This is a genomic window from Alteriqipengyuania triglochinis (assembly GCF_054655655.1).
The window spans coordinates 25,373-49,900 of the sequence record NZ_BAAHNC010000005.1; the positions used below are offsets into that span (position 1 = coordinate 25,373).

At 66.4% G+C, this 24,528-nt stretch carries 31 protein-coding genes; 18 read left to right on the forward strand and 13 right to left on the reverse strand.

Annotated elements, in window-relative coordinates; translation table 11 throughout:
• Positions 1-57 precede the first annotated feature (57 nt).
• Entirely contained in the window at positions 58-699 is a 642-nt protein-coding gene (locus tag ACYQ0L_RS13515; RefSeq protein ID WP_459789832.1) for a DUF2490 domain-containing protein, read from the reverse strand.
• Between the two features lie 81 nt (positions 700-780).
• On the opposite strand from ACYQ0L_RS13515, the gene fsa reads away from it, so the two are divergent.
• From fsa to ACYQ0L_RS13530, 3 genes are read left to right on the forward strand one after another with little or no spacing between them, the layout of a single operon-like run.
• Complete coding sequence (gene fsa / locus ACYQ0L_RS13520; protein ID WP_459789833.1) at positions 781-1,434, forward strand: fructose-6-phosphate aldolase; 654 nt, start codon at positions 781-783, stop codon at positions 1,432-1,434.
• 26 nt (positions 1,435-1,460) lie between these two features.
• Positions 1,461-3,284 carry a cobaltochelatase subunit CobT gene (gene cobT, locus ACYQ0L_RS13525; RefSeq protein ID WP_459789834.1) on the forward strand — a complete coding sequence of 608 codons (1,824 nt, stop codon included), beginning with the start codon at positions 1,461-1,463 and terminating at the stop codon, positions 3,282-3,284.
• 22 nt (positions 3,285-3,306) lie between these two features.
• Complete coding sequence (locus ACYQ0L_RS13530) at positions 3,307-3,975, forward strand: hypothetical protein (protein WP_459789835.1); 669 nt, start codon at positions 3,307-3,309, stop codon at positions 3,973-3,975.
• Positions 3,976-3,992: 17 nt separating this feature from the next.
• Here ACYQ0L_RS13530 and ACYQ0L_RS13535 read toward each other — a convergent pair whose 3' ends face one another.
• Positions 3,993-4,664, reverse strand: coding sequence for an N-acetylmuramoyl-L-alanine amidase (locus ACYQ0L_RS13535; protein WP_459789836.1), 672 nt, complete (start codon positions 4,662-4,664; stop codon positions 3,993-3,995).
• Positions 4,665-4,785: 121 nt separating this feature from the next.
• Between ACYQ0L_RS13535 and ACYQ0L_RS13540 the strand changes: the two genes are divergently transcribed.
• From ACYQ0L_RS13540 to ACYQ0L_RS13550, 3 genes are read left to right on the forward strand one after another with little or no spacing between them, the layout of a single operon-like run.
• Complete coding sequence (locus ACYQ0L_RS13540) at positions 4,786-5,463, forward strand: nitroreductase (protein ID WP_459789837.1); 678 nt, start codon at positions 4,786-4,788, stop codon at positions 5,461-5,463.
• Between the two features lie 12 nt (positions 5,464-5,475).
• On the forward strand, positions 5,476-5,961 hold the full coding sequence (locus ACYQ0L_RS13545) for a DUF8051 family protein (RefSeq protein ID WP_459789838.1): 486 nt from the start codon (positions 5,476-5,478) through the stop codon (positions 5,959-5,961).
• Between the two features lie 59 nt (positions 5,962-6,020).
• Positions 6,021-6,437 carry a hypothetical protein gene (locus tag ACYQ0L_RS13550; RefSeq protein WP_459789839.1) on the forward strand — a complete coding sequence of 139 codons (417 nt, stop codon included), beginning with the start codon at positions 6,021-6,023 and terminating at the stop codon, positions 6,435-6,437.
• On the opposite strand, the gene ACYQ0L_RS13555 is transcribed toward ACYQ0L_RS13550, so the two are convergent.
• Entirely contained in the window at positions 6,434-7,033 is a 600-nt protein-coding gene (locus ACYQ0L_RS13555; protein ID WP_459789840.1) for a DUF998 domain-containing protein, read from the reverse strand. The two genes, ACYQ0L_RS13550 and ACYQ0L_RS13555, sit on opposite strands and share 4 nt — an antisense overlap.
• A gap of 88 nt (positions 7,034-7,121) precedes the next feature.
• Between ACYQ0L_RS13555 and cysS the strand changes: the two genes are divergently transcribed.
• From cysS to ACYQ0L_RS13570, 3 genes are read left to right on the forward strand one after another with little or no spacing between them, the layout of a single operon-like run.
• Entirely contained in the window at positions 7,122-8,639 is a 1,518-nt protein-coding gene (gene cysS / locus ACYQ0L_RS13560; protein ID WP_459789842.1) for a cysteine--tRNA ligase, read from the forward strand.
• A gap of 33 nt (positions 8,640-8,672) precedes the next feature.
• Positions 8,673-9,077: an endonuclease domain-containing protein gene (locus ACYQ0L_RS13565; RefSeq protein WP_459789844.1), complete on the forward strand. Its 405-nt coding sequence runs from the start codon at positions 8,673-8,675 to the stop codon at positions 9,075-9,077.
• Positions 9,074-10,012, forward strand: a complete 939-nt coding sequence (locus ACYQ0L_RS13570; protein ID WP_459789846.1) for a D-2-hydroxyacid dehydrogenase — start codon at positions 9,074-9,076, stop codon at positions 10,010-10,012. Before ACYQ0L_RS13565 ends, ACYQ0L_RS13570 begins: the two co-directional genes overlap by 4 nt.
• Positions 10,013-10,074: 62 nt before the next feature.
• On the opposite strand, the gene ACYQ0L_RS13575 is transcribed toward ACYQ0L_RS13570, so the two are convergent.
• Both ACYQ0L_RS13575 and ACYQ0L_RS13580 read right to left on the reverse strand, forming a co-directional pair.
• Positions 10,075-10,431 carry a hypothetical protein gene (locus ACYQ0L_RS13575; protein WP_459789847.1) on the reverse strand — a complete coding sequence of 119 codons (357 nt, stop codon included), beginning with the start codon at positions 10,429-10,431 and terminating at the stop codon, positions 10,075-10,077.
• Entirely contained in the window at positions 10,421-10,633 is a 213-nt protein-coding gene (locus ACYQ0L_RS13580) for a hypothetical protein (RefSeq protein ID WP_459789849.1), read from the reverse strand. The genes ACYQ0L_RS13575 and ACYQ0L_RS13580 overlap by 11 nt, the downstream gene beginning before the upstream one ends.
• A 101-nt stretch (positions 10,634-10,734) precedes the next feature.
• On the opposite strand from ACYQ0L_RS13580, the gene ACYQ0L_RS13585 reads away from it, so the two are divergent.
• Positions 10,735-11,445: a S24 family peptidase gene (locus ACYQ0L_RS13585; protein WP_459789850.1), complete on the forward strand. Its 711-nt coding sequence runs from the start codon at positions 10,735-10,737 to the stop codon at positions 11,443-11,445.
• A 7-nt stretch (positions 11,446-11,452) separates the two neighbouring features.
• Here the strand turns inward: ACYQ0L_RS13585 and ACYQ0L_RS13590 are convergent, their stop codons facing one another.
• Positions 11,453-11,854 carry a hypothetical protein gene (locus tag ACYQ0L_RS13590; RefSeq protein ID WP_459789851.1) on the reverse strand — a complete coding sequence of 134 codons (402 nt, stop codon included), beginning with the start codon at positions 11,852-11,854 and terminating at the stop codon, positions 11,453-11,455.
• Between the two features lie 103 nt (positions 11,855-11,957).
• On the opposite strand from ACYQ0L_RS13590, the gene ACYQ0L_RS13595 reads away from it, so the two are divergent.
• Positions 11,958-12,599 (forward strand): MBL fold metallo-hydrolase, encoded by a 642-nt coding sequence (locus ACYQ0L_RS13595; protein WP_459789853.1) that lies wholly within the window; start codon positions 11,958-11,960, stop codon positions 12,597-12,599.
• 22 nt (positions 12,600-12,621) lie between these two features.
• Here ACYQ0L_RS13595 and ACYQ0L_RS13600 read toward each other — a convergent pair whose 3' ends face one another.
• Positions 12,622-13,020 (reverse strand): MAPEG family protein, encoded by a 399-nt coding sequence (locus ACYQ0L_RS13600; protein ID WP_459789854.1) that lies wholly within the window; start codon positions 13,018-13,020, stop codon positions 12,622-12,624.
• Positions 13,021-13,258: 238 nt separating this feature from the next.
• Here ACYQ0L_RS13600 and rpmF point away from each other — a divergent pair, with 238 nt between their 5' ends.
• The 5 genes from rpmF to ACYQ0L_RS13625 all read left to right on the forward strand — a co-directional run bounded on the left by rpmF (position 13,259) and on the right by ACYQ0L_RS13625 (position 16,437).
• Positions 13,259-13,438: a 50S ribosomal protein L32 gene (gene rpmF, locus ACYQ0L_RS13605; protein ID WP_342509036.1), complete on the forward strand. Its 180-nt coding sequence runs from the start codon at positions 13,259-13,261 to the stop codon at positions 13,436-13,438.
• 31 nt (positions 13,439-13,469) lie between these two features.
• Positions 13,470-14,558, forward strand: a complete 1,089-nt coding sequence (gene plsX, locus ACYQ0L_RS13610) for a phosphate acyltransferase PlsX (RefSeq protein ID WP_459789855.1) — start codon at positions 13,470-13,472, stop codon at positions 14,556-14,558.
• Positions 14,555-15,520 carry a beta-ketoacyl-ACP synthase III gene (locus tag ACYQ0L_RS13615; RefSeq protein ID WP_459789857.1) on the forward strand — a complete coding sequence of 322 codons (966 nt, stop codon included), beginning with the start codon at positions 14,555-14,557 and terminating at the stop codon, positions 15,518-15,520. The genes plsX and ACYQ0L_RS13615 overlap by 4 nt, the downstream gene beginning before the upstream one ends.
• A gap of 128 nt (positions 15,521-15,648) precedes the next feature.
• Entirely contained in the window at positions 15,649-15,951 is a 303-nt protein-coding gene (locus ACYQ0L_RS13620) for an integration host factor subunit alpha (protein WP_459789859.1), read from the forward strand.
• A 15-nt stretch (positions 15,952-15,966) separates the two neighbouring features.
• Complete coding sequence (locus ACYQ0L_RS13625; RefSeq protein WP_459789861.1) at positions 15,967-16,437, forward strand: MerR family transcriptional regulator; 471 nt, start codon at positions 15,967-15,969, stop codon at positions 16,435-16,437.
• Between the two features lie 10 nt (positions 16,438-16,447).
• Here the strand turns inward: ACYQ0L_RS13625 and ACYQ0L_RS13630 are convergent, their stop codons facing one another.
• A complete protein-coding gene (locus ACYQ0L_RS13630) occupies positions 16,448-16,900 on the reverse strand; it encodes an Lrp/AsnC family transcriptional regulator (protein ID WP_459789863.1) in 453 nt (150 codons plus the stop codon).
• A 73-nt stretch (positions 16,901-16,973) separates the two neighbouring features.
• Here ACYQ0L_RS13630 and ACYQ0L_RS13635 point away from each other — a divergent pair, with 73 nt between their 5' ends.
• Positions 16,974-17,609: a LysE family translocator gene (locus ACYQ0L_RS13635; RefSeq protein WP_459789865.1), complete on the forward strand. Its 636-nt coding sequence runs from the start codon at positions 16,974-16,976 to the stop codon at positions 17,607-17,609.
• Positions 17,610-17,622: 13 nt separating this feature from the next.
• Here ACYQ0L_RS13635 and ACYQ0L_RS13640 read toward each other — a convergent pair whose 3' ends face one another.
• The 4 genes from ACYQ0L_RS13640 to ACYQ0L_RS13655 form a co-directional block, all read right to left on the reverse strand.
• A complete protein-coding gene (locus ACYQ0L_RS13640; RefSeq protein ID WP_459789866.1) occupies positions 17,623-21,045 on the reverse strand; it encodes an AAA family ATPase in 3,423 nt (1,140 codons plus the stop codon).
• A gap of 20 nt (positions 21,046-21,065) precedes the next feature.
• Positions 21,066-21,857, reverse strand: coding sequence for a thioredoxin domain-containing protein (locus tag ACYQ0L_RS13645; protein ID WP_459789867.1), 792 nt, complete (start codon positions 21,855-21,857; stop codon positions 21,066-21,068).
• An 85-nt stretch (positions 21,858-21,942) separates the two neighbouring features.
• On the reverse strand, positions 21,943-22,635 hold the full coding sequence (locus tag ACYQ0L_RS13650; protein WP_459789869.1) for a thioredoxin domain-containing protein: 693 nt from the start codon (positions 22,633-22,635) through the stop codon (positions 21,943-21,945).
• A gap of 15 nt (positions 22,636-22,650) precedes the next feature.
• Positions 22,651-23,214 (reverse strand): DUF721 domain-containing protein, encoded by a 564-nt coding sequence (locus tag ACYQ0L_RS13655; protein WP_459789870.1) that lies wholly within the window; start codon positions 23,212-23,214, stop codon positions 22,651-22,653.
• A gap of 29 nt (positions 23,215-23,243) precedes the next feature.
• Between ACYQ0L_RS13655 and mutY the strand changes: the two genes are divergently transcribed.
• Positions 23,244-24,296 carry an A/G-specific adenine glycosylase gene (gene mutY, locus ACYQ0L_RS13660; protein ID WP_459789871.1) on the forward strand — a complete coding sequence of 351 codons (1,053 nt, stop codon included), beginning with the start codon at positions 23,244-23,246 and terminating at the stop codon, positions 24,294-24,296.
• A 7-nt stretch (positions 24,297-24,303) separates the two neighbouring features.
• Here the strand turns inward: mutY and ACYQ0L_RS13665 are convergent, their stop codons facing one another.
• Positions 24,304-24,525 carry a hypothetical protein gene (locus ACYQ0L_RS13665; protein WP_459789873.1) on the reverse strand — a complete coding sequence of 74 codons (222 nt, stop codon included), beginning with the start codon at positions 24,523-24,525 and terminating at the stop codon, positions 24,304-24,306.
• Between the last annotated feature and the right edge of the window lie 3 nt (positions 24,526-24,528).

Consider the following 24,528-nt stretch of genomic DNA (forward strand, 5'->3'; position numbering starts at 1 on the left):
GCCGAAACCGACTTCTCTTGCGGCGGAGGGTAAGATGACCCTGCGCTTTGCCGTCGCCTAGAACCGGTACGCGACGCTCACTTGCGGCACGTGGGTATAGGTGTCGCCGCCCGGGCGGGGGCGCAGTTGCAGCAAATAACCGCCGGTCACCTCGAACCGCTCTGCGAGACGGTAGGTGAGGCCTGCATTAAAGCGCCACTGGTCGATCCGTTGCGGCCCGCCATCATTTCGGTCGCGCAGCTGGTAGAGCAATTCGACCGAGCCCGCCGCCTTCAGCTTGGGGGCGATCGTATCGCTCACCTGCACGCGTTGGCGCAGCCGCAGGGCCATGCGGTCCGAATCATCGTAGAAGCGTTCCTCGATCCGTGTGCGCAGCGACAGGATGCCGCTGGAATAGCCGACCTGCTGGTAGGGCCGGAGTTCGGTAAAGCCGTCGGTGTCGTGCACCTCCATCCCGCCGCCGATCAAGAAGCCCTCACCTACCTCGCGGTCGACCACCGCGCCCACGATATATTCGTTCGGCCCGTCCTTGCGACGTTCCTCCACCTCGACCTTGAGGCTGGTCCCCGGCGCAATGTCGCCTTTTGCAGCAAACTCGACCCAGAATTCGCTATCGTCGGCGAGTGCCGCGCTCGGTTGCAAAAGCAGGGCCGCGGCGGCAAGTGGGAGAAGACGTTTCGCGAGACGTGGGCGATTCATGACGGGCTCTGACGTTGTTCGTGAAAGCGCGACCGCACGCGCGCCGCGACCGCTATACAATATGACAGGAATACGACAGATATGAAATTCTTCGCCGACACCGCCGATATTGCGGATATCAAGGACCTGGCCGAGACGGGCCTGATCGACGGGGTGACCACCAACCCCTCGCTGATCCACAAGTCGGGCCGCGATTTCCTTGAGGTGACGAAGGAAATTTGCGGGATCGTCGATGGTCCGGTCAGCGCCGAAGTCGTCGCGCTCGATCACGAAACGATGATGAAGGAAGCGGAAAAGCTTCGGAAAATCGCCGATAATGTCTGCATCAAGGTGCCGCTGACGCTCGACGGGCTGAAGACCTGCCGCGCGCTGACCGACGATGGGACGATGGTCAATGTGACGCTGTGCTTCTCCGCCAACCAGGCGCTGCTGGCTGCGAAGGCGGGCGCGACCTTCATCTCGCCCTTCGTGGGCCGCCATGACGATAACGGCTTCGACGGCATGCAGCTGATCGAAGATATCCGCCTGATCTACGACAACTATGCGTTCGAGACCGAAATCCTCGTCGCCAGCGTGCGCCATGCGACGCATGTGTTGCAGGCAGCCAAGATCGGCGCCGACGTGATGACCGCGCCGCCCAAGGTGATCCGCGGCCTCGTCAACCACGTGCTGACCGACAAGGGCATCGTGGGCTTCCTGAAGGACTGGCAGTCCACCGGGCAGTCGATCCTTTAATCTGCATCCTCTAGGCAGGTCCTGACTTGAGCGAAGAAACCCCTCTCGATCGCTTCAAACGCGCGCTGACCGGCGGCGCGCGGGCGATTGCGCGCGAGCCCGAGGTAGAAGTCGCGTGGAGCGCGGACCGTCCGGGCGCGGCGGGCAAGAACTTCCGCGTGCCGCTGCCCGGGCGCCAGTTGCCGCCCGAACAGGCGGCCGAGGCGCGCGGCTTTGCGGACAGTTTCGCGCTCAAGATTCGCCTGCACGACAATGCGCTGCACGATGCGGGCGCTCCGGGAGAGCCGGTCGCCCGCGCGGTGTACGACGCGGTCGAGCAAGTCCGCTACGAGGCGCTCGGCGCGCAAGGTTTCGCGGGCGTGGGCGAGAACCTCGCCGCAGCGACCGAGCTGCGCGCCGCCAGCGACCCCATCGCACGCGCCACCGAGGCGCGCGACGTGCCGCTTTCGACAGCCGTCTCGCTGATGATGCGCGAGGCGCTGACCGGCAAGCCGATCCCCGAACGCGCACGCAAGGGCGTCGATCTGGTACGCGGCTTTATCGAAGAGCGGACCGGGGGCGATTTCGCCTCGCTTGCCGACAAGCTGGATGACCAGAAGGCGTTCCAGGACCTCTCGATCGAGATGCTCCGCCAGCTCGACCTGATCGAGGGCGCCGATCCTTCGCCCGACGATGCCGACGACGAAGGCGACGAGGACGACGGCGAATCGCCCGAGGACGAGACCGACGAGGAGGATGAGGGCGACCAGTCGCCGCAGCAGAGCCCCGAGGCCGCGTCCGAAATGGCCGAGGGCGATGCCGACGAGGATGGCGAGGCCGAGCTTTCCGAAGAGGACGGCGACAGCGACGACGCGGGGGACGACGGCGAAGAGGGCATGATGCCCGTGCGCCCCAACCGCCACTGGACCGATATTCCCGACGACTTCGACTACCAGGTCTATTCGAGGAAGTTCGACGAGGAAATCGCTGCGACCGAGCTGTGCGATGCGGACGAGCTGGACCGGCTGCGCGCCTATCTGGACAGCCAGCTGACCGGCTTGCAACACGTCGTCACCCGGCTGGCCAACCGGCTCCAGCGGCGGCTGATGGCGCAGCAGAGCCGCAGCTGGGATTTCGATCAGGAAGAGGGGATGCTCGATGCCGCGCGGCTGGCGCGCGTCGTCATCAGCCCCGGCCATTCGCTGAGCTACAAGCGCGAGCGTGAGACCAAGTTCAAGGACACGGTCGTCACCCTGCTGATCGACAATTCGGGCTCGATGCGCGGACGCCCGATCTCCATCGCCGCGATCAGCGCGGACATCATTGCGCGCACGCTGGAGCGGTGCGGGGTGAAGACCGAAATCCTCGGCTTCACCACCCGCGCGTGGAAGGGCGGGCACACGCGCGAGAAATGGCTCGCTGATGGCAAGCCGCAGCAGCCCGGCCGCCTCAACGACCTGCGCCATATCGTCTACAAACAGGCCGACGAGCCCTGGCGCCGCGCGCGCCGCAACCTCGGCCTGATGATGCGCGAGGGCCTGCTGAAGGAGAACATCGACGGCGAGGCGCTGATGTGGGCGCACCAGCGCCTGCTCGCCCGCCCCGAGGATCGCCGCATCCTGATGGTCATCTCCGACGGCGCGCCGGTGGACGACTCGACGCTATCGGTGAACCGCGCAGGCTACCTCGAAGCGCACCTGCGCAAGGTGATCGGGTGGATCGAGAAGGCGTCGCCAGTGCAACTGGTCGCCATCGGCATCGGCCACGATGTAACCCGCTACTACAAGCGCGCGGTGACGATCATGGATGTCGAACAATTGGGCGGCACGATGATCGGGCAGATGGCGGATCTGTTCGAGGTGGATGGGTGAGGTGAGAGATCGGGACCAAGGCTTGCTGGCGCTCTATTGTGTTTTCGCGGGCGCGGTCCTCGGTTTCGTTCTTGCTCATGCGCTTAAGCTTCCAGGCCTTTGCCCGGCGAAAGACGTTAGCTGCACTCGAGAATGGATTTCTGCACTAAGCGGCTGGGCGGCGGGAATTGCTGCGCTCATAGCGGCAGCATGGACCGTTCGCGTTCTGTCTAGGCAAATCCGGCAAGGACGCGAGCAACATGTCGAACTGATGAAATTCCAAGCCTACGAGCGGCTTTTGCTCGTTCAACAGGTGGGCAGACTAGCCAGCATGGCTCATGGAACGATCGTTCAGATTTTTCACGAGTTTCACGACGAAGCAATTGAGCGATCGAATGCCAAATTGACTATGTATCTCGACGGCGCGAGGTTTGTTGTTGCTGAACTTAGTAACAGCGATTTCGCGTCAAAGCGTGCTCAGGCACAAGGAAACCTACCTCCAAGCCCAGCTCGAGCAGAAGTGGCATTGCCTGAGTTCATTACCATCTGCGAAGCCCTTTTGAGTGTGAACGAGGGGGCGCTTTCAGATGAGGAGAGGGCGAACGTTCTGCGAGGTGCAAGCACCCATCTCATGCTCGCCTACGAGGATCTAAAAGATCTACAGAGAGACATGATGGATTTTCGACGGCGTTGGATACACCTGTCCGCTTGAAGCGATCGGCTTATACATCACACCACCATGCAAAACGGCGCTGACGGCAGAACCGCCTCCAACTCCGCTGCTCCCGCCACCAGCTCCGGCATGCGATCCTCGCGCGCATCCAGCACCGCCTCCTTGAACCGCTCCCACGGGAACAGGCTGCCGGGATCGCTGCGGCGTGCAGGATCGAGCATCGCGTGGCTGACCACGTGGCGCAGGTTGGGGTATTTGGCCCAGGCGTAGCGGACGATCTGCGCGGTGGCCTCGATCTGCCAGTCGGAGAAGGCGTCGGAGCGGACCTGACGGTTCACCACCTCGATGCCGAGCGACCAGTGGTTGATCCGGCCGCGCCCGCCCCCCAGCATTGGATGACAGCAGCCATTGCGCACGTGCCAGGCCGCGCGTGCCTCGTGGCAGGTGGCCCACACGAATTGCCCATGCTGCGGCTCGTCCTCGTCGGGGACCAGCCAGTGGAAGCTCGCGCGCCGGTCGAAGATCACGCTCGCCGCGCCCGCCGAGCTGCCGCCCGCCGTCGCGTGAATCACGATAGCGCGCACGCCGAGAATCGCGTCATAGATCCGCGCGCTTGACGCCCTGAGCGCGGCATCGCGGATGCCGGGCCACCAGCGTTCCTCAAGCGGGGCAAAGGCGGGCCGCGCGGCGGGGTCGAGATCGAAATGGTAGGTGGTGGGATCGCCCATGATGGTTCTCGCAAGAAGAGTCGCAGGGCGAATCCAGCTAGTGGGCAATTTCCAAGTAGGACAGCACGGACTCGATCGAGGCGGGTTGGCGCGCAGGGGCTCAGCCGCTAGCCGAGTGGCCATGAGCGATACCCCGATGTCCGTTTCCGAAGCCGTCACCTCGCGCCGTTCGGTGCGCGATTTTCTCGATACGCCCGTGCCGCTGGAGACGATCCGGCGCGTGATGGACACCGCGCGCTGGGCCCCTTCGGGCTGCAATTACCAGCCGTGGGAGGCGACCATCCTCACGGGCGAACCTCTAGCGCAACTGCGCGAGAAACTGAGCGGCTCCGAAATGAAGCAGCCCGATTACGACTGGGACGCACCCAAGCAGGAGGATCGCTACAAGCAGCGCCTTTACGAACTCTCCGCGAGCATGTTCGAATCGCTCGGGGTGGCGCGCGAGGACAAGGCGGGCCGCGCCGCTGCGATGGGGCGCAACGTGGTCAGCTTCGGCGCGCCCGTTCTTCTGCTGTGCTATTTCCCGCGGCTGATGAAGGAAGCGCAGTGGTCCGACACGGGCATGTGGCTGCAGACGATCATGCTGCTGCTGCGCGAGGAGGGGCTCGATTCCTGCCCGCAGGAATTCATGGCCTACTACGCCGATCCGATCATGGAACACATCGGGGTGAGCACCGATACGCACCGCTTCTTCTGCGGCATGGGCATCGGCTATCGCGATCCCGACGCGCCGGTGAACACCTTCGATCGCAACCGTGTGCCGCTGGAAGAGCATGTTCGCTTCGAAGGCTTCGAATAGGGATACGCGGCCATGAACCCGCGCCATCTCGTCGCCCTGCTGCTCGCGCTGTCGGCGATCAACCTTGCGCTGATGATCCCCGGCGGCTTCGTCGAGACCCGCGATTTCAGCGCCTATCCGGCGAGCGTGCTGGCCGGCTTCAACATCTTCCTGACCGTGCTCGGCCTCGGCTCGCTGGTGCTGGCGTGGATGACCTGGCGCGGCGGCGTTCGGCGCGTGTGGAGCGGGCTTGCCGCGATCGGCTTTGCGGCGGTCTATCTGCTCGACCTGTTCGCGATCTTCCCGGTGACGCCGGTGCCGATGTCGTCGCTGCTGGAGACGCTCGAATGGCTGGGCACCGCGCTGGCGATCTTGCTGGGCACGGCGGTGTTGACCGCTGGCGGCCGCAACGCGAGCGGGGGGCAGGGCGCTGGGCTTCCGCTCGGGCTGATGATCGTCATGGGAATCGCAGGCGTGGCTATCGTGATCTTCGCGACGATCGCTGCGATGGGCGGCTGAGACGCGGAACCGCAAGTCGGTCGGGCGATTGAACATGGCACGGATTTGAAGGAGCGGACATGCGTATCATCGGCTGGATTTCGACCATGGCGGCAGTCTGCGCGCTTGCGGCGTGCGACGCACCCGACACGGCCGAGCCCGAGGCGGAGCCGAGCGAGGTGCAGGCCTCCGACCCTGCGCCGGTGATCGACCCGGTCGGCCCGAGCGAGGCCGAACCCACTCCGCCAAGCGACGAATATGCGAACAGCCGCCCCGCCCTCGACAATAGCACCGCCGAGCCGACCGAAGGCTCCTGCCTTGCCGAACTGGGGCGCAAGGAGGCGGAAACCCTGTCCGAGCAGTGCTACAATATGTCGCCCGCCACGCGTCCGGCGTGCAATATCCAGAATTCCTGCGACACGATCCGCGCCGAGCTGAAGCGCGGCTGCGAGTTCGGGGATACTTCTGACAATCCGGAATACTGCGAAGGGCTCTAGCTCCGCTCCTCTTCTGGCACGCGGCGGACGATGTCCGGGTCGCGCCAGATCATCACGCCCATGGTCACGAACCAGCCCAGCTTGCCCAGCGCCAGCGCGCGTTCGTAGAGCCCGTCCCACGCAGTCGGCACGAAAAACAGGAACGGCGCGGCCAGCGCCCACAGTGCGCCGCCGATATACAGCGCGATGCCCAGCCGCCGATCGAGTTCGTAGAACTGTCCGGCGGTCAGCAGCACGGTCAGCGGGAAGGCGACGCCCATCAGGTAGACCAGCTTGTAGTGGATCTGGATCCCCTCGCCGGTGGAATAGGCCTCGTACGCCGCGATCAGCGTGTAATCGAGTGCCAGCACCACCAGCAGCACCGTGCCTATCCGCCAGTCCCAGCGCGAAACCCGCCAGCGGATCAGCCCCGCCGTCACCGCCAGCACCCCGACGACGAAGGCGTAGATGCCGAGGTCGGAGAGAATGTCCCACTCGCCCGCCGCCAGATTGCTGATCGTGTCGCTGGCGAGGCCGATCCTGTCGGACAGCGCCGCCCCCAGCAGGTCGCACACGACCGCGATCGCGCAGCCCGCAATGGCCACGCCGCCCAGCATGCGTGAGAGGGTGTCGGTGCCTGAATCCTTACTGATATGATCGCTCCGGTGTTGCGCAGTCGCGCGGCTTGGCCCATTTGCGCGGCCTATGACCGATGCGCCGCAACTCAAGCTGTTCAACAGCCTCAACCGCCAGCTCGAACCCTTCGTTCCGATCCACGAGGGCGAAGCGCGCGTTTATACCTGCGGGCCGACGGTCTATAACTACCCGCATATCGGCAATATGCGCGCCTATGTGTTCGCCGATGTGCTCGGGCGCACGCTCAGCTGGACGGGCCATAAGCTCACCCATATCATCAACATCACCGATGTCGGCCATCTGACCGACGACGCGGATGCGGGCGAGGACAAGCTGGAGAAGATGGCTGCCAGGCAGAAGCAGTCGATCTGGGACATTGCCGAGCATTACACGCAGGCCTTCAAGGCGGACGTCAAGGCGCTCAATATCCGCGAGCCTGCCGAATGGTCGGTCGCGACCGATTACATCGACGCGATGATCGACTTCGCCAAGCAGATCGAGGCGAAGCACTGCTATCAGCTGGAGAGCGGGCTCTATTTCGATGTCTCGACGGTCGAGGATTACGGGCGGCTGGCGCGTGCCGTGACCGAAGAGGGCGAGGGCCGGATCGACACGGTCGAGGGCAAACGCAACGCCGCCGACTTCGCGATCTGGCGCGCCACGCCCGCAGGCGAGACGCGGCAGATGGAGTGGGATTCGCCATGGGGGCGCGGCGCGCCCGGGTGGCACCTCGAATGCTCGGTAATGGGCGGCAAGCTGCTCGGCTTCCCGTTCGACATCCACACCGGCGGGATCGACCACCGCGAAATCCACCACCCCAACGAGATCGCGCAGAACCAGGCCTACTGCGGCTGCGCCAAGGGTTCTGGGGGCCTGGACGATACCGCGCATTCGGGAGCGCGGTACTGGATGCACAACAACTTCCTCGTCGACCGGACGGGCAAGATGAGCAAGTCGTCGGGCGAGTTCCTGCGGCTGCAATTGCTGATCGACAAGGGCTATCACCCGCTCGCGTATCGGATGATGTGCCTGCAGGCGCATTACCGCAGCGAGCTCGAGTTTTCGTGGGAAGGCCTCGGCGCGGCGCTGACGCGGTTGAAGCGGATGCTTAAGGTTGTCGCGGTCCAAGGTTGGAAGGAATACGAGGCAACGGGCAATCCGATTGATGCACCGAGTAACTTCGAGCCTATCCCTCGTGATCGGTGGCACGAGCAGGCCGCTCTCGGCTATCTTCAAGATTTTGAAGAAGCGATGTCTGATGATCTGAACACGCCGAAGGCGCTTCCTATTATCGAATCGATCTTGGGTGATCCAGCGATGAGCAACAAGCTTCGTTGGCATCACCTTGCGACCCTTGATGAGGTCCTCGGCCTCAACCTGCTCACACTTTCCCGCGAAGACCTGCGCATCCGCCCCAAGGACGCCGTCATCACCGAGGACGAAATCGAACAGGCCCTCGCCGACCGCAAGGCGGCCCGCGCCGAGAAGGACTTCGCCAAATCCGACGCCATCCGCGACGATCTCGCCGCCAAGGGCGTCGAGGTGATGGACGGCGACCCGCTCGGCTGGGAATGGAAGCTCGGCTGATAATCCCCCTCCCGCTTGCGGGAGGGGTTAGGGGTGGGCACAAGTACGCCCGTGCCGAACTGGACCGAACGCGACACCAAGCGCGCCCGCGAATTGCGCAATGCCGCCACACCTGCGGAGCGGGAGTTGTGGAAGCACTTGGCCAAGTCCCAGCTCGGTGTGAGGTTCAGCCGCCAGATGCCGGTCGGACCGTTCTTCGCCGATTTCCTGTGCCGCTCTCGCAAGCTGATCGTCGAGGTGGACGGCCATTCGCACGATGTGCAGCCTGAGCGTGACGAGTCCCGCGATGCGTATTTTCGTAGCGAAGGATATCGCGTTCTGCACTTTTCAAATGCCGATGTACTCGGCAACACGGACGGCGTGATCGAAACCATCCGCACCGCGCTCCAAGAAGAGCCCACCCCCGGCCCCTCCCGCAAGCGGGAGGGGAGTGAATGACCACCGCCGTTCTTTCCGCGCTGATCCGCCCGCTGGTGGAGCCGCGCCTGCCCGACTGGGTCGAGCCGCTGTGGTTCTCCAGCAAGGAGGAAGCGCTCGAGCTGGCGCCGCGCGCGGAGATTGGCTGGTTCGACTTCAACGAACCTTCGCCGATGTGCGAGGTCGTGTCCGCAGCCGAGAACCTCAAGTGGCTCAATTCGATCTACGCCGGGCTCGATTTCCTGCCGCTCGACCTGCTGGAGAAGCGCGGGACCATCGTTACCAATGGCGCGGGAATCAACGCGATCACGATTGCCGAATATGTCGTGATGCTGATGCTGACCCACGCCAAGGGCTACCGCGACGTGGTGCGCGCGCAGGACCGGCACGAATGGCTGCTGGACAGCCCGGGCAAGCGCGAACTGGCGGGCGAGCGGGTGCTGCTGCAGGGCCTCGGCGCGATCGGCAAGCTAGTGAAGACGCGGCTCGAGGCCTTCGATATGGAGGTCGTGCCGGTGCGGCGTTCGGGCGCGGACGGCGCGCTCACACCCGACGAGTGGCGCGGCAAGCTGGGCGACTTCGATTGGATCGTGTTCGCAGTGCCCTCGACACCCGAAACGCATCACATGATCGGCGCCGACGAACTCGCGGCGATGAAGAGCACCGCCGTGCTCGTGAACGTCTCGCGCGGCGACGTGATCGACCAGGCAGCGCTGGTCGAAGCGCTCCAGGCCAGAGCCATCGAAGCCGCGCTGCTCGACGTGACAGACCCCGAACCTCTGCCCGAGGATCATCCGCTGTGGAGCCTCGCCAACGCGCAGGTCACCATGCACCTGTCGGGCCGCGCACAGAGCAAGATGTTCCAGCGCAGCGCCGACCGCTTTGTCGAGAACCTTGCCCGCTGGCACGCGGGCGAGGCGGTCGCGCCGCAATTGGACCTCGCGCTCGGCTACTAGGTCCCCGCGCGCCGCCCTGACACACCTGACACAGTGTCCAGGAGCAAAAGACGTCCGGCCGGTCAGCCGTCCTCCAGCACGAGCAATTCGCAGGTGACGACCATGCGGGGCGCGGGCGCCAAGGCATGGTCGACCGCGCTCACCGTCGCATCCGCGACGAGCCGGCGGGGGAACGTGAATTCGTGATCGGGCAGCGCGGCGATCAGCGCTTCCCCGCCATCGATCGCCGCTGTGCCCTCGAATGCGATCCGCACGCTGTGCCGCGTGCCGGCAAAGGTGACGCTGGCCCAGTTGCGTTCGCGATGGTCGATCACGTCTCCCTCGCCATGGGCCAGCGCGATCAGCGCGGCTTCCAGCCTGCCGGTGAAGCCCCGGCGGGCTGGGCGGGCGGCGGGCGCATCGATCGGGTCAACGCGCATCGTGCGTCTCCTGCCGGTCGCCCTGCAGCCGTGCGCGCCATTCGCTCATGAAGCCGTCGACGCGGGCCTCGGTGCCCGAGCGCGGCATGCGACCATTACGCAGGTCGAGCACGAAGCGCGGATCCTGGGCGGCGAGGCGACCGAAGCGGGTCGCGGGCATGTCCGTCTCGCGCAGGAACTTCTCAATCCTTCGAATCAACATATTTTTCCCTCACACTTGCTGAATCTGCCGCCGCGGTGAAGGATTGGTCGCCCGCGAAATCCTACTTGTCTAGGAACAATCTTTCATATAGGAAATTGCTTATGGCAGATGATCCTACACCGGCTTCGAGCGAACGCGGGGACGAGCGGGCGGGCATGCGCGCCGACGATGCGCGCGCGCGGCTTCTCGAACTGGCGCAGTCCCGCGGGTCGAGCCTCGCCGGGCTTTCGGCGCTGATCGGGCGCAATTCCAGCTATCTGCAGCAGTTCATCCGCAAGGGCAGCCCGCGTCGGCTGGAGGAGCGCGACCGCCGCACGCTCGCCGAATTCTTCGGTGTCGACGAAAGCGAACTCGGCGGGGCGGAGGAAAAATACTACGCGCCGACGCGCCGGGAAGCCTCGGCGGACGAGGATTTCCATGCCATCCCGCGCCTCTCGCTGGCAGCGGCGGCCGGGCCGGGCCAGTTTGCGGGTGGCGAGGCCCCGTTCGACAATTTCGGCTTTTCGGGCCGCTGGCTGCGCGAAAACGGCTTCGACCCCAAGATGCTCTCCGCGCTCAAGGTGGAGGGCGACTCGATGGAGCCGCTGCTGCGCCATGGGGACGAAATCCTGGTCGATCGCGGGTCGCGGTTCGAGCGGGACGGGGTGCATGTCGTGCGGATGGACGACACGCTGATGGTCAAGCGGCTGGCTAGCGCGGGGGCGGGGCGGATCGTGCTGCTTAGCCAGAACCTGGCCTATCCCCCGATCGAAGTCGCGCTCGACGAGGTCGAGGTGCTCGGCCGCGTGGTGTGGAAAAGCGGGCGGTTGTGAGCCCCTCTCAGGACGGTGTTGCGCGGTAGTCCGGGTCTTTCAGTGTCAGCATGTAATCCGTAACCAGCGCAACATCCTCTTCGGTCAGGCCGACATCCATGATGTCCGGGTAGTTATGCGCGTCGCGCAGATACGCGGTCAGCGTTTCGCGGGTCAGCCCTTCGCGGTTGGCGATGGCGGGGAAGGTCGGGGCCTGCGGCAAGGGCGAGAGCGTGCCCGGCGTCACCGCGTGGCAACTGCCGCACACCGCGCCCACCAGCATCGGCACACCGTCCGCATCGGCCTCGGCGAACTGCGCGCGGGTCGGCAGCGTGGTGGCGTCGGCTGCCCGGCTGCCTGGGGCGGGAGACTGGCACGCCGTCAGCGCGAGCGTGGCAAAGGCTCCGATCAGAACGAGTTGCGATTTCATGGCGGGCTGTCTCTCCTGGATGCCTTCGCCAAGGCTACCGATCCCCTTGCCACCGATCAATCGGTGTTCCATCTCAGGCCCCATGACAGAGACGACATCCCCCATGAAAGCCGCGATCCTGCCGGTGACGCCGTTGCAGCAGAACTGCTCGCTGATCTGGTGCACCGAGACGAACAAGGCTGCGCTGATCGACCCGGGCGGCGACCTCGACAAGTTGAAGGCAGGGGTCGCCAAGGCCGGGGTGGAGCTGGAGAAAATCCTTATCACCCATGGCCATCTCGATCATTGCGGGCAGGCGGGGATGCTCGCGAAGGAGCTGGGGCTGCCCATCGAAGGCCCGCACGAGGCGGACCGGTTCTGGATCGCGCGGCTGGATGAAGATGGCGCGCGCTTCCAGATGGAGGCCGCCAGTTTCGAGCCCGACCGCTGGCTGGAGGATGGCGACACCGTCACCGTCGGCAATCTCACGCTCGAAGTGATCCACTGCCCGGGGCACACGCCGGGCCACGTGATCTTCTTCAACCGCGACCGCAAGTTCGCGATCGTCGGCGATGTGCTGTTCCAGGGCAGCATCGGGCGCACCGATTTCCCGATGAGCGACCACCAGAGCCTGATCGATGCGATCACCCAGAAGCTGTGGCCGCTGGGCGACGACGTGACCTTCATTCCCGGCCACGGGCCGACCAGCACCTTTGGTCAGGAACGCCGGACCAACCCCTTCGTCGGCGATGCCGCGCTGGCGTAGTCGCGGTCGGCAATCCTGGAGGTCAGATAAAACGCAGCCCGGCAAGGGTGGCAGCGAGGCTCAGGCAGAGCAGCGTCAGCATCGTCACGCCGACTCCGATCTGCCGCGCCAGCCCGGCGCTGTCGGCATCCATCCCGATCCCGTGCAGCACGCGCCCGAACACGAATAGGATCGAAACGCCGTGCAGCCATATGCCGCCGCGCCCGGCCAGTTCGAGAACGATGATCAGCACCAGCACGAAGGGCGCGGTCTCGACGAAATTCAGCTGCGCCCGCATCCGCCGGGCGAGCAGCGCATCGCCCCCGTCGCCATGGGTTGCTCCAGCCTTCAGCCGCGCCCGTCCGCAGCGCACGGCGAGCCACAGGGCCAGCAGGCCGAACATGGCCGCGCTGGTGAGCGAGACCGGGAGTGCGAATTCCATGGCGACTTTTCCCTCCATCACCGTGCCTGCGCATGGTATGGACGCATCCGGCGGGGCGGCCAAGCGGGCGCCTTGGTGGTGAAGCATCGCTTGCATCATTCGCCAGAATCGTTATTAGGCGCGCCTCTTCCGCCATTGACGGAGCGTATGTGCCGCACGACATAGCCGTTGTGCTGGCCCTGCCCCTCGCATAAGGCGGCTCACGAGTAATTGAAAAAACGCAGGATTAGGTGCCGCCATGGCTGTCCCAAAAAGAAAAGTATCGCCGCATCGCCGTGGCAATCGGCGTTCGCATGATTCGCTGAAGGTCGAAGCCTTCCACGAATGCGACAATTGCGGCGAACTGAAGCGTCCGCACAACCTGTGCTCGCATTGCGGGTTCTATAACGGTCGCGAAGTCGTCGCCGTCGGTCTCTGATCGCGCCGTTTGATTCCTGTCGGAGAGTGACATGAGCCTGCCGCGTATCGCTATCGACGCGATGGGCGGCGATGAGGGCGTGCGCGTGATGGTCGAGGGTGCAGCCCTCGCCCGTCGCCAGCACGAGAAGTTCAATTTCCTCCTGATGGGTGATTCGGCGCGCATCGAACGCGCGCTGGAAAAGCACCCTGGCCTCGCCGGTGCAGCCGAGATCCGCCACTGCGACTCGGTGATCGAAGGCGAGGACAAGCCTTCGCAGGCGCTGCGCCGCGCCAAGGGCACCTCGATGGGTGAAGCCGTCGCCGCGGTGAAGCGCGGCGAGGCCGGCGCTGCGGTCAGCGCGGGCAATACCGGCGCGCTGATGGCGATCAGCAAGGTCGCGCTGCGCACTCTGCCGGGGATCGACCGGCCCGCGCTCGCCGCGCTGCTGCCCACGCTCGAAGAGCAGGACGTCATCATGCTCGACCTCGGTGCCAATACCGAGTGCGATGCGCGCAACCTCGTCCAGTTCGCGATCATGGGCGCCGCCTATTCGCGAATCGTGACCGGGCGCGAACGCCCGCGCGTGCGCCTGCTCAATATCGGCACCGAAGACATCAAGGGCACCGACGAGGTGCAGGAAGCCGCACAGCACCTGCGCGGAGCCAGCACCCTCGCGCTCGATTTCGATGGCTTCGTCGAAGCCGACAAGATCAATCGCGGCGATGTCGACGTGGTGGTGACCGACGGGTTCTCGGGCAATATCGCGCTCAAGGCGATCGAAGGCTCGGCCCGCTTCGTGACCGACCTGCTCAAGACCGCCTTCCGCTCCTCCTTCCGCTCCAAGGTCGGCTTCCTCGTCTCGCGTCCGGCGACCGAGCTGTTGCGCCACCATCTGGACCCCAACAACCACAACGGGGCGGTCTTCCTCGGCCTCAACGGCGTGGTCGTGAAAAGCCACGGAAGCGCCAATGCCAAGGGCGTGGCCAACGCGGTCACGGTCGCCGCACGACTGCTCGAGGAGGACCTGACCGCGCGGATCGGCGAAGACCTGCGCGAACTGGGCGACGACCTCAAGGCCAGCGGCAATGGTTCCGCCAAGGGCCCGCCTTCCAACAAGATCGAGAGCGCCAGCAAGTGATTCGTTCGGTAATCCGGGGGGCAGGGGCAGCCCTGCCGGCACGTGTCGTAACCAATGACGAACTGGCCGCACGGCTCGAGACGAGCGACGAATGGATCGTGGAGCGCACCGGCATTCGCCAACGCTACATCGCTGGCGAGGGCGAGACGACCAGCACGCTGGCGACCGATGCCGCCCGCGCCGCACTCGCCGATGCGGGCATCGATGCCGGCGATATCGACCTGATCGTGCTCGCCACCGCGACGCCCGACAACACCTTCCCGGCCACCGCCACCAAGGTGCAGGCCGCGCTCGGCTGCCACCCGTGCCCCGCGTTCGACGTGGCCGCCGTGTGCTCCGGCTTCCTCTATGCGATGAGCACCGCCGACGCGATGCTGGTGAGCGGGCAGGCGAAGCGCGCGCTGGTGATCGGCGCGGAAACCTTCAGCCGGATCCTCGACTGGGAAGACCGCACCACCGCCGTGCTGTTCGGCGATGGGGCAGGCGCGATCGTGCTCGAAGCGCAGGACGTCGCGGAAGACGGCCCCGGCATCCTCACCTCGCAGCTCCACGCAGACGGGCGCCAGCACGACCTGCTCTATGTCGATGGCGGCCCTTCGACCACGCAGACCGTCGGCCACCTGCGGATGAAAGGGCGCGAGGTTTTCCGCCACGCGGTGGGCAATCTGGCGCAGGTGCTGTCCGACGTGGTGGCCAAGGCGGGCATCCCGGTCGACCGGATCGACTGGGTCGTGCCGCACCAGGCCAATATCCGCATCCTCGAAGCGACCGCGAAGAAGCTGGGCTTGCCACCGGAAAAGGTGGTCGTCACGGTGGACCGCCACGCCAACACCTCGGCCGCGTCGGTCCCGCTCGCCTTCGCCGCCGCGTGGGCGGACAAGCGGATCAAGCCCGGCGACCTCGTCCTGTTCGAAGCGATGGGTGGGGGCTTCACCTGGGGGGCGAGCCTCGTGCGGATGTAGCATCCCGGGACGCTGAGCAAAAAACGGTCAGTGAGATTGCGATCCTACGCAACAATCGCTAGCGCTGCGAGGCTCTTACACCGGATCGTAAGCCGAGAACCAGAACAACAATCAGGGGATTCGAAACGATGTCGCGCTCAGCAGGTACGCTGACCAGGGCCGATCTGGCCGAAACGATCAACCGCAAACTCGGATTCAGCCGCGTCGAGTCGCTCGCGCTCGTCGAATCGCTGCTCGCACACATGTGCGATGCGCTGAAAGACGGCGAGAACGTGAAGATTTCCGGCTTCGGCAGCTTCGTCCTGCGCGACAAGAAAGAGCGCATCGGCCGCAACCCCAAGACCGGGGTCGAGGTGCCGATCACGCCGCGCCGCGTGATGACCTTCCGCGCCAGCCAGACCCTGCGCGACCGGATCGCCAGCGCAAGCTGATATGATCCTGCTGCCATGACCCGTTCGAGCTTCGACGATGGGAAGGAGGCCGATGCGCTCCGCACCATCGGCGAGCTTGGCCGGGCGCTCGGCCTCAAACCTCACATCCTGCGCTATTGGGAAGAACAGTTCCCGATGCTCAATCCCCTGAAGCGCAGCGGGGGGCGGCGGTACTATCGCGCCGAGGATGTCGCGCTGGTGGAAACCATCGACCGGCTGGTGAACGCAGAAGGCTACACCCTGAAGGGCGCGCGCGCGGCGATCGAGAAGGGGCGGGCAGGCATGAACCCTGCAAACGAAGACGACGAACAGCCCGAAGCGCCGCGCGAAGGCATGCGCCGCTACCTCACCGCGCGCGACCTGCCCGACGAAGAGGAGCTCGCCGCGCACCGCGCCGATCCGCCGCTGCTCCGCGCTGCCGACAGGGCCCTGGTCGAGAAATTGCGGGCGATCCGCGACAGCCTCGCCGAGGCGATCGGGGACTAGCGTTCTCCCATCAGGCGCGTTCGTCTTTCGGCGACCCCATGACCACATAGGACGTGATCGACTGCACCTGCTCGACCGTACCCAGAATCTGCGTATGGAAGCGCTTGTAATCGCTCAGGTCGACCGCTTCGACACGCAGCAGATATTCGACCGAGCCGGTTACGTTGTGACACTCGGTCACTTCGGGCGCCTCCGCCATCTTCGCTTCGAACGCCTCTTGCGCGGCCTTGGTGTGCTTGTTCAGCCCCACTGCGACATAGGCGACGAACCCGATGCCGAGTGCGGCACGGTTCAGGACCGCCCGGTAGCCGTCGATGATGCCGCTGCGTTCCAGCTCCTGCACCCGACGCAGGCATGCGGAGGGAGAGAGGCCGACGCGCTGCGCCAGCTCCAGATTGCTGATTCGCCCGTCCTGCGAAAGCTCGTGCAATATCTTTCGCGAAATAGCATCCAGATTGGCCATAGATTGTGCATTTAGCCGGAGAGGGTCGATAATCGCAACTTCATTCGCCGCGAGTTCGAATATCATCGCGCGCATGACATTCGAACTGCTAGCAGCCCTCGCAGGCTTTGCCCTCGTCTCGTCGATCACGCCGGGACCGAACAATGTGATGGTGATGGCGTCCGGCGCCAATTTCGGTCTGCGCCGCACCGTGCCGCACATCCTCGGTATTGCCTGCGGATTCGTCGTGATGCTCTTGCTGGTCGGGCTGGGGCTGGCGCGCCTGTTCGACGCATTTCCTATCATCCGCCTTCTGCTGACGGTGGTCAGCGCGCTCTACCTGCTGTGGCTGGCATGGAAGATCGCCCATGCCGCGCCGCCCGGAACGGGTGGAGCGCGGGGACGGCCCTTCACATTCCTGCAGGCCGCGCTGTTCCAGTGGGTCAATCCCAAGGCGTGGATGATGGCCCTGAGTGCGATCACGCTTTACGCCCCCGGCGACTCGATGCTCGCGCTGATCGTGGTCGCTGCCGTGTTCGGTGTGATCAATTTCCCCTGCGTTTTCGCGTGGACCGCGCTCGGCACGCAGGCCGCGCGGTGGCTGTCCAGTCCGACCCGGCTGAAAGCCTTCAATCTGACGATGGCAGCCTGCCTCCTGGCCACGCTCGCGCCGGTTCTGGCGGCGGAGCTGGTGGGCTTTGGTACCGGCCATTCGGCAGCGGCTGGCTGATCCCGGCTGCGCGCTACTCCGCCGCCAGCAGTTCGGCGGCTTGCAGGTCCACGCTGACGAGGCGGCTGACGCCCTGCTCGATCATGGTCACGCCGAACAGGCGGTGCATCCGGCTCATCGTCACTGCGTTGTGGGTGACGATCAGGTAGCGGGTGGTGGTCTCCTGCGTCATCGCCTCGAGCAGGTCGCAGAAGCGATCGATGTTCGCATCGTCGAGCGGGGCGTCGACCTCGTCGAGGACGCAGATCGGCGCGGGATTGGTCAGGAACAGCGCGAAGGTGAGCGCGATCGCGGTCAGCGCCTGTTCGCCGCCCGACAGCAGGGTGAGGGATTGCAGCCGCTTGCCCGGCGGCTGGGCGTAGATCTCCAGCCCGGCTTCGAGCACATCGTCGCTGTCGATCAGCGCGAGATGGGCCTGCCCGCCCTGGAACAGCCGCGCGAACAGCTTCTGGAAATGCTCGTCGACCTGTTCGAATGCCGCCTTGAGACGTTCGCGCCCCTCGCGGTTGAGCTGCCCGATCGAGCCGCGCAGGCGGTGCACCGCTTCGGTCAGCTCCTCACGCTCGGCTGCGGTCGAGCCGTGCTCTTCCTCGATCTTCGCCAGTTCGTCGGCGGCGACGAGATTGACCGGGCCGATCCGCTCGCGCGACTGGGTCAGCCGGTCGAGCGCTTCGGCTTCCGCCTCGCGATCGGCGACATCGCTCTCGTCGAATTCGAATGCGGCGGGCAGCAGTGGCGGGGGCTTGTGGAACCGCTCGCCCGAGAGGCGCGCCATTTCCGCGCGGCGGGCATCCTCGTTCTCGGCCTGGTTGGCGAGCTGGGCGCGCCGTTCGCGCGCTTCGGCCAGCGCTTCGTTGGCGGCGCGCTGCGCCCGGTCGGCTTCGTCCGCCGTGGCCTGCGCGGTGTCGAGCGTGTCCTGCAGGCTGGCGAGACGCGCGGCGGTTTCTGCATGGCTTGCGCGGGCGGCCTCGATCTCGGCGCCGAGCCTTTCGGGCTGGTCGCCAATCGCCGCGCGCGCGGTATCGATCTCCGCCACGCGGCTGTCCATCTCTGCCAGTCGGCGGGCGGCTTCGTCGGCGCGGCGGTCCCAGTGCTGGCGATCGGCCCGGTGCGCGCTGACGCGTTCCTTCGCGACCGCCAGCGCCTGTTCCTGCGCGGCGCGTGCGGCGGTCGCGGCGGAAAGCTGGCCGCGCGCGGTCTCGTGGCGCTCGCGCGCGGCATCGCGGCGGGCGGCGAGCGCTTCGGGATCGGTCAACTCGGCGATTGCGGCCTGCGCCGCCTCCAGCTCGCGGTCGGCAGTCGCGCGCTGGTCCGCCAGCTCTTCGCGCGCCTGTTCCAGCTGGCGCGCCTTGTCGGCATGGCTGGCGAGTGCGGCCTCGGCGCGGTCGAGCGCACGCAGCGCCTCGCGCTCGTCCTGCGCGGCAGCTTCGCGCTCCCCTTCGGCGCGGGAGAATGCGGCCTGCGCGGCGTCGAGATCGGCGCGTGCGCGGGCGGAGTGCGTCTCGGCGTGCTCCACCGCGGCCTTCAGCGGGGGCAGCTTCTCCGCCAGCGCCGCGAGCCGGTTGGCCGCTTCGAGCCGCGCGGCTTCCGCACCGCCTTCGCCGCGTACCATCAGGCCGTCCCACCGCCGCAGCGCGCCGTCCAGCGTGACCAGCCAGGTGCCGGGATCGAGCGCGCGGCCGTCATCGTCGTCGGCCACCACCACACGGGCGAGGCGCGCGCGCAGTTGCTCCGGGCAATCGGCCACGTGGCCCAGCAGCGCGTCGGGGAGGGGATCGGGCTGCGGAGCCCCGGTCCAGAAGCGGCCTTCTTCGCCCTCGGGCATGGGCCCAAGCGGACTGCGCCCGTCGCGCCCGAGCACGGCGGCGAGCGCGGCTTCGTAGCCCGGCGCGGCGCGGACCCGGTCGAGCGGGACGGGTTTGCCCTGCTTGGCCGCGCGCGCCTTGTCGCGGCCCACGCGGTCCCGTTCGAGCGCGGCGTGCTCGCGCTCTATCCCAGCGAGTTCGGCGCGTGCCTCGGCCAGGGCCGCCTGCGCCTGTTCGAGCGTGGAGCGCGCCGTCTCGCGCGTGTCGCGCTGGCTGTCGATCCGGGCCGCCAGCGCCTCGCGCCTGCCCGTGGCGTCCTTCGCTGACGTCTGCGCCGCTTCGAGCGCATTCGCGGGATCGTCCTCCTCCGCTTGCGCGCGCGCCGTCTCCGAGAGACGCTCGGCCTCCCGCGTGAGCGTGGCGACGCGCCGTTCCGCCTGTTCGAGCGCGGCCCGTGCGACGCGCCATTCGGCATCGAGCGCGGCGTAATCGGCGTTGGCGCGCGCGAGGTCCAGCTCCGCCGCACGCTCCGCCTGTTCGGCCCGCTCGGCGTCGGCGATCACCTGCGGCAGCGCGGCCTCGGCTTGCGCGCGCGATGTCTCGCTTGCCGCCAGTTCGCTTTCGAGCCGCTTGAGCGCATCGGCCGCATCGCGCCCGGTCCGCCCGTAATCTTCGCGGTCTTCCTCCAGCCTTTGCGCCTGTCGGTCGAGATCGGCGAGGCGGGCGAGGGCGGAGTCGCGTTCCTTTTCGAGGCTGGCGAGCCGCTGTTCCTGCGCGCCCGCATCCGTCCGCGCGGCGACCAGCGCGTCGCGCGCATCGGCCAGCGTCTCGGCCGCCTCGCGCTGGGCGGTCTCGGCCTCGCCCGCGCGGGTCTTGGCCTCGTCGACCGCGCTCGTCGCCTGCGCCGCGGCTTTGCGGGCCGCCTCCGCACTCGCGGCGGCGTCGCGCCAGCGGGCGAAGACCAGCCGCGCTTCGGCGACGCCGATCTCGTCGGTCAGCTTGGCATAGCGTTCGGCCTGCTTGGCCTGCCGCCTGAGGCTGGCGATCTGGCTGTCGAGCCCGGCGAGCAGGTCTTCGAGACGTTCGAGATTCTTCTCGGTCGAGCGCAGCTTGCTCTCGGCATCCTTGCGGCGGACATGCAGCCCTGCGATTCCCGCCGCTTCCTCCAGCATCTGGCGGCGCTCTGCGGGCTTGGCCGCGATCATGTGCGCGATCTTGCCCTGGCTGACGAGCGCGGGCGAATGCGCGCCCGTTGCCGCATCGGCGAAGGCGAGCGCGACATCTTTCGCGCGCACGTCGTTGCCGTTGACGCGGTAGGCGCTGCCCGCACCGCGTTCGATCCGGCGCACCACCTCCAGCTCGTCGCCGCTGTCGTCCGCGCCGGTCAGCACGACTTCGGCGAACTGGCGCGGCGGGCGCTGTTCGGTCCCGGCGAAGATCACGTCTTCCATCCCGCCCGACCGCATCGACTTGGCGGAGGTTTCCCCCATCACCCAGCGGATCGCTTCAAGCAGGTTGGATTTGCCGCATCCGTTGGGGCCGACCACGCCGGTCAGCCCCGGTTCGATGCGCAGTTCGGCAGGCTCGACGAAGCTCTTGAAGCCGGAAAGGCGAAGTCGCCGTAATTCCATCGAGGCGCCTTAGCTGGCCATTACTCGTCGCGCGCACCTGCGCGCTGGAGGGCCGCTTCGACCTGCTGCCAGCTGCTGCCGTCGAGCTGCTGGCCGTTGAGCACGAAGGTCGGCGTGCCGCGGATATCGTCCTGTGTGCCGTAGGATTCGGACGCCTCGGCCAGCTCGGTGATGCGTTCCGCATCGGCGAGGCAGGTGCGGGCCTGGTCGCGGCTGACCCCGCGCGAGGCGAAGAAATCGAGCAGGCCGGCGGTTTCGGCGAAGGCGACGAAGCGTTCGTCTTCCGGCAGCGCAAGCGCCTGTTCGAGCTGCGCCTGGCGTTCCTGCGCCCGCGGCACGATGGTCTGCACGTTCGCCCAGACCTGATCGGCGAGCGGCACGGCCTGTTCGGTAGAGCCGCATTCGATCAGGCGGGTAAGCGCGAGATCGATCGGGCCGTGGATCGCGAAGCTGCGGAATTCGAAGCTGACCCGGCCGGTATCGACATAGTCGTTCATCAGCGGCTCGCTCGCCGTTTGGGAGAACTGCGCGCAGCCCGGGCAGGTCAGCGATCCGTATTCGATCAGCTTGATCGGCGCATCGGGGTTGCCGACGAGGAAGCCGTTGCGGTCGGTCATCTCGGCCACTTCGGACCATGCCTGGCCTTCGGGCGCGGGCACGGCGGCCACCGGCTCGCTGGCGAGGGCCGCATCGCCCTCATCGCTCGATCCGCATGCGGAGAGCGCGAGCGCGATCGGCAGGGCAATGGCGGTCAGGGCGAAGGGCCTGGCACTCGGGCGGGCGTTCATACGGGTAGTCTTCGGGGCGATCATGGACGGTCCTTTTCGATCCGATTGGCAAGGATAGGCGCTGGGGCCTGCGATTCGGAAGTAGGGTGCGACGGGTTCTCCACCGGCACTAGTCGGTGCCGGATGCCACGGGCAGGGTGCCGCCCAGCGCGGCCTGGAGCGCCTGCCAGTCGTGCACGTCTTCCAGCAGCGTGCCGTTGACGGCGAAGCTGGGCGTATAGCGCACGCCCTTATCCTCGTGATCGGCCTTGGCGGCGGCTTCGATCCGCTCGGCCAGATCCTGATCGGCGAGGCACTGGTTGAGCTCGACCTGAGAATAGCCACGACGTTCGAAAATCGCATAGAGGCCAAGGTCGCTGGCAACCGCGCGGCGGCGCGCGGCGGGGTCGCCATGCAGCCAGCGGTCGGTCTGCGACTTGGTGGCGAGCTTGAGCAGCGCGTTGAACTGCGGCTGTGCGGCCATCAGCGCGGCGTGGTTGCCGGGGAATTTCGCAGGCGCACCGCAGCGCGCCATCATCGCGGCGGTCAGGTCCACCACATTCGCCGCGACATGGCGGTATTCGATCCGCAGCTTACCCTCGCGCACGTAACCCAGCTTGAGGATCTCGTCCCCTTCCATCGCGAAGGCGCGACAGTGGGGGCAGGTGTAGCTGTTATATTCGGTCAGCGTGACGGGCGCATCGGGATTGCCGATGAAGTGCGACACCGGCGTGCGTTCGACCGTCGTCAGCCAGTTCTGAGTCGCCGCGATGCTCGCAAAGCCGGCCACCAGGACCAGCATGCCTGCCAGAATACGTTTCACTGTCCCGTGCACTCCTTAGTCGCCGCTCGGCGTATCGTCGTCACCCAGCGTGCGCGCCAGCCCTTCGAGCACGGCGCGCAGTTCGGGGTCGCCGATATCGCGCAGGCTTTCGCCCAGTTCCATCGGAATCGGCTTGAGCTCCGGCGGGCGCGTTGCGCGCTCGGCCTTGGCGCCGGGTTGCTGAACCGTGCCTTGCCGCATCTTGACCTTGGCGACGGCGCGGTAGCCGAAAAAGCGGTTCACCCGCTCTATGATCTCGGGAAGCACGTGCTGGATGATCGGCGCGTGGCCGCCTGCGACGACCAGCTGGAGAATGCCTTCGGAGCGTTCGCCGGGCGGGAAGCGGATTGCCTCCGGCGCGCAGACCTTGGCGTGCTGCGGGCCGACGATCTCGGGCCAGCGTGTGACGACCGAACTTTGGACGAAGCCATAGCGACGAAAGGCGGTGCGCCCGACCTGCGGCATCAGATCGCCCACCGATTTCGCCCCGCCGCCGCGTGGCCGGGTGAAGGGGCGGACATTGCCCTTTTTCGTTCCGCGCGTTTTGGCGGAGGGTGACTTGGGTGGCTGGCGTTCCATCGGAGCGCGAGCGATGCCATAGCGCGCGTGTGATCGCCAGCCATTCCCCCCATGAAATCGCTCCCGCACTGCTTGCCTGGTACGATTCCCATGCGCGCGCGCTGCCGTGGCGGGCGCTGCCGGGCACGCCACCTGCCGATCCGTATCGTGTCTGGCTGTCCGAAATCATGCTGCAGCAGACCACCGTCGCGGCGGTGAAGCCCTATTTCGAGGCGTTCACCCGGCGCTGGCCGAATGTGGAGGCGCTGGCCGCCGCGCCCGAGGAAGACGTGATGGCTGCGTGGGCGGGGCTGGGATATTATTCGCGCGCACGCAATCTGGTGAAGGCGGCGCGGGCGGTCGCAGAGCTGGGCGGCTTTCCCGAAACCGAGGAAGAATTGCGCAAGCTTCCGGGAGTGGGCGACTACACCGCTGCCGCGGTCGCTGCGATCGCCTTCGGGCAGCGGGCGGTGGTGGTCGACGCCAATGTCGAGCGGGTGGTTGCGCGGCTGTTCGCGATTGACGAGCCGTTGCCCGCAGCGCGCAAGGCGATCCGTGCCGCCGCCGACCGCGTCACTCCGCAGGTACGCGCGGGCGATTTCGCGCAGGCGATGATGGATCTGGGCAGCCGCATCTGCACGCCGCGCGCACCCCGCTGCGATCAATGCCCGCTTGCGAGCCATTGCGCTGCGCGGGCGCAAGATCCCGAACGCCTGCCGGTCAAGGCGTCGAAGAAGGCCAAGCCTGTCCGGCAGGGGCGCGCCTACTGGATCGAGCGCGAGGGGGCCGTCTGGCTGGTCCAGCGTGCGCCCGAAGGGATGCTCGGCGGAATGCGCGCGCTGCCCGACGATGGCTGGTCGGCACGCGGTGACGGATCGGCAGAAGCACCGCTGGAGGGCGCGTGGGAGAACGCGGGCACGGTGCGCCATGTCTTCACCCACTTCGCAATCGAGCTGGCGGTGATGCGCCTGGAGGGCGCTCCTGCGGACCCGAGCGGAACAGGCGAGTGGTGGCCGCTCGACCGGATCGACGAAGCGGGCCTGCCGACCCTTTTCGCCAAGGCGGCACAGGTGGCCAGAGCGGCGTCCGAGCGCCTGCTCTAGCGCCCTATCAGAGGATGCCACCGCCCAGCATCAGGCGGATCACCGCGATGACCGTCACGATAAGGCAGAAATTGCCCCCGCTGCGATGCGAGGACAGCAGGCCGCAAATGATACCGAGGATGAGGAAAGGCATCGCGAAATAGTTCGCCCAGCCCAGAAACGGTATGGTTGCGGGTATCACGATGATCAGCCCGAGAATGCCGAGCAGCCAGGAAAGGATGTTGAGCATGTG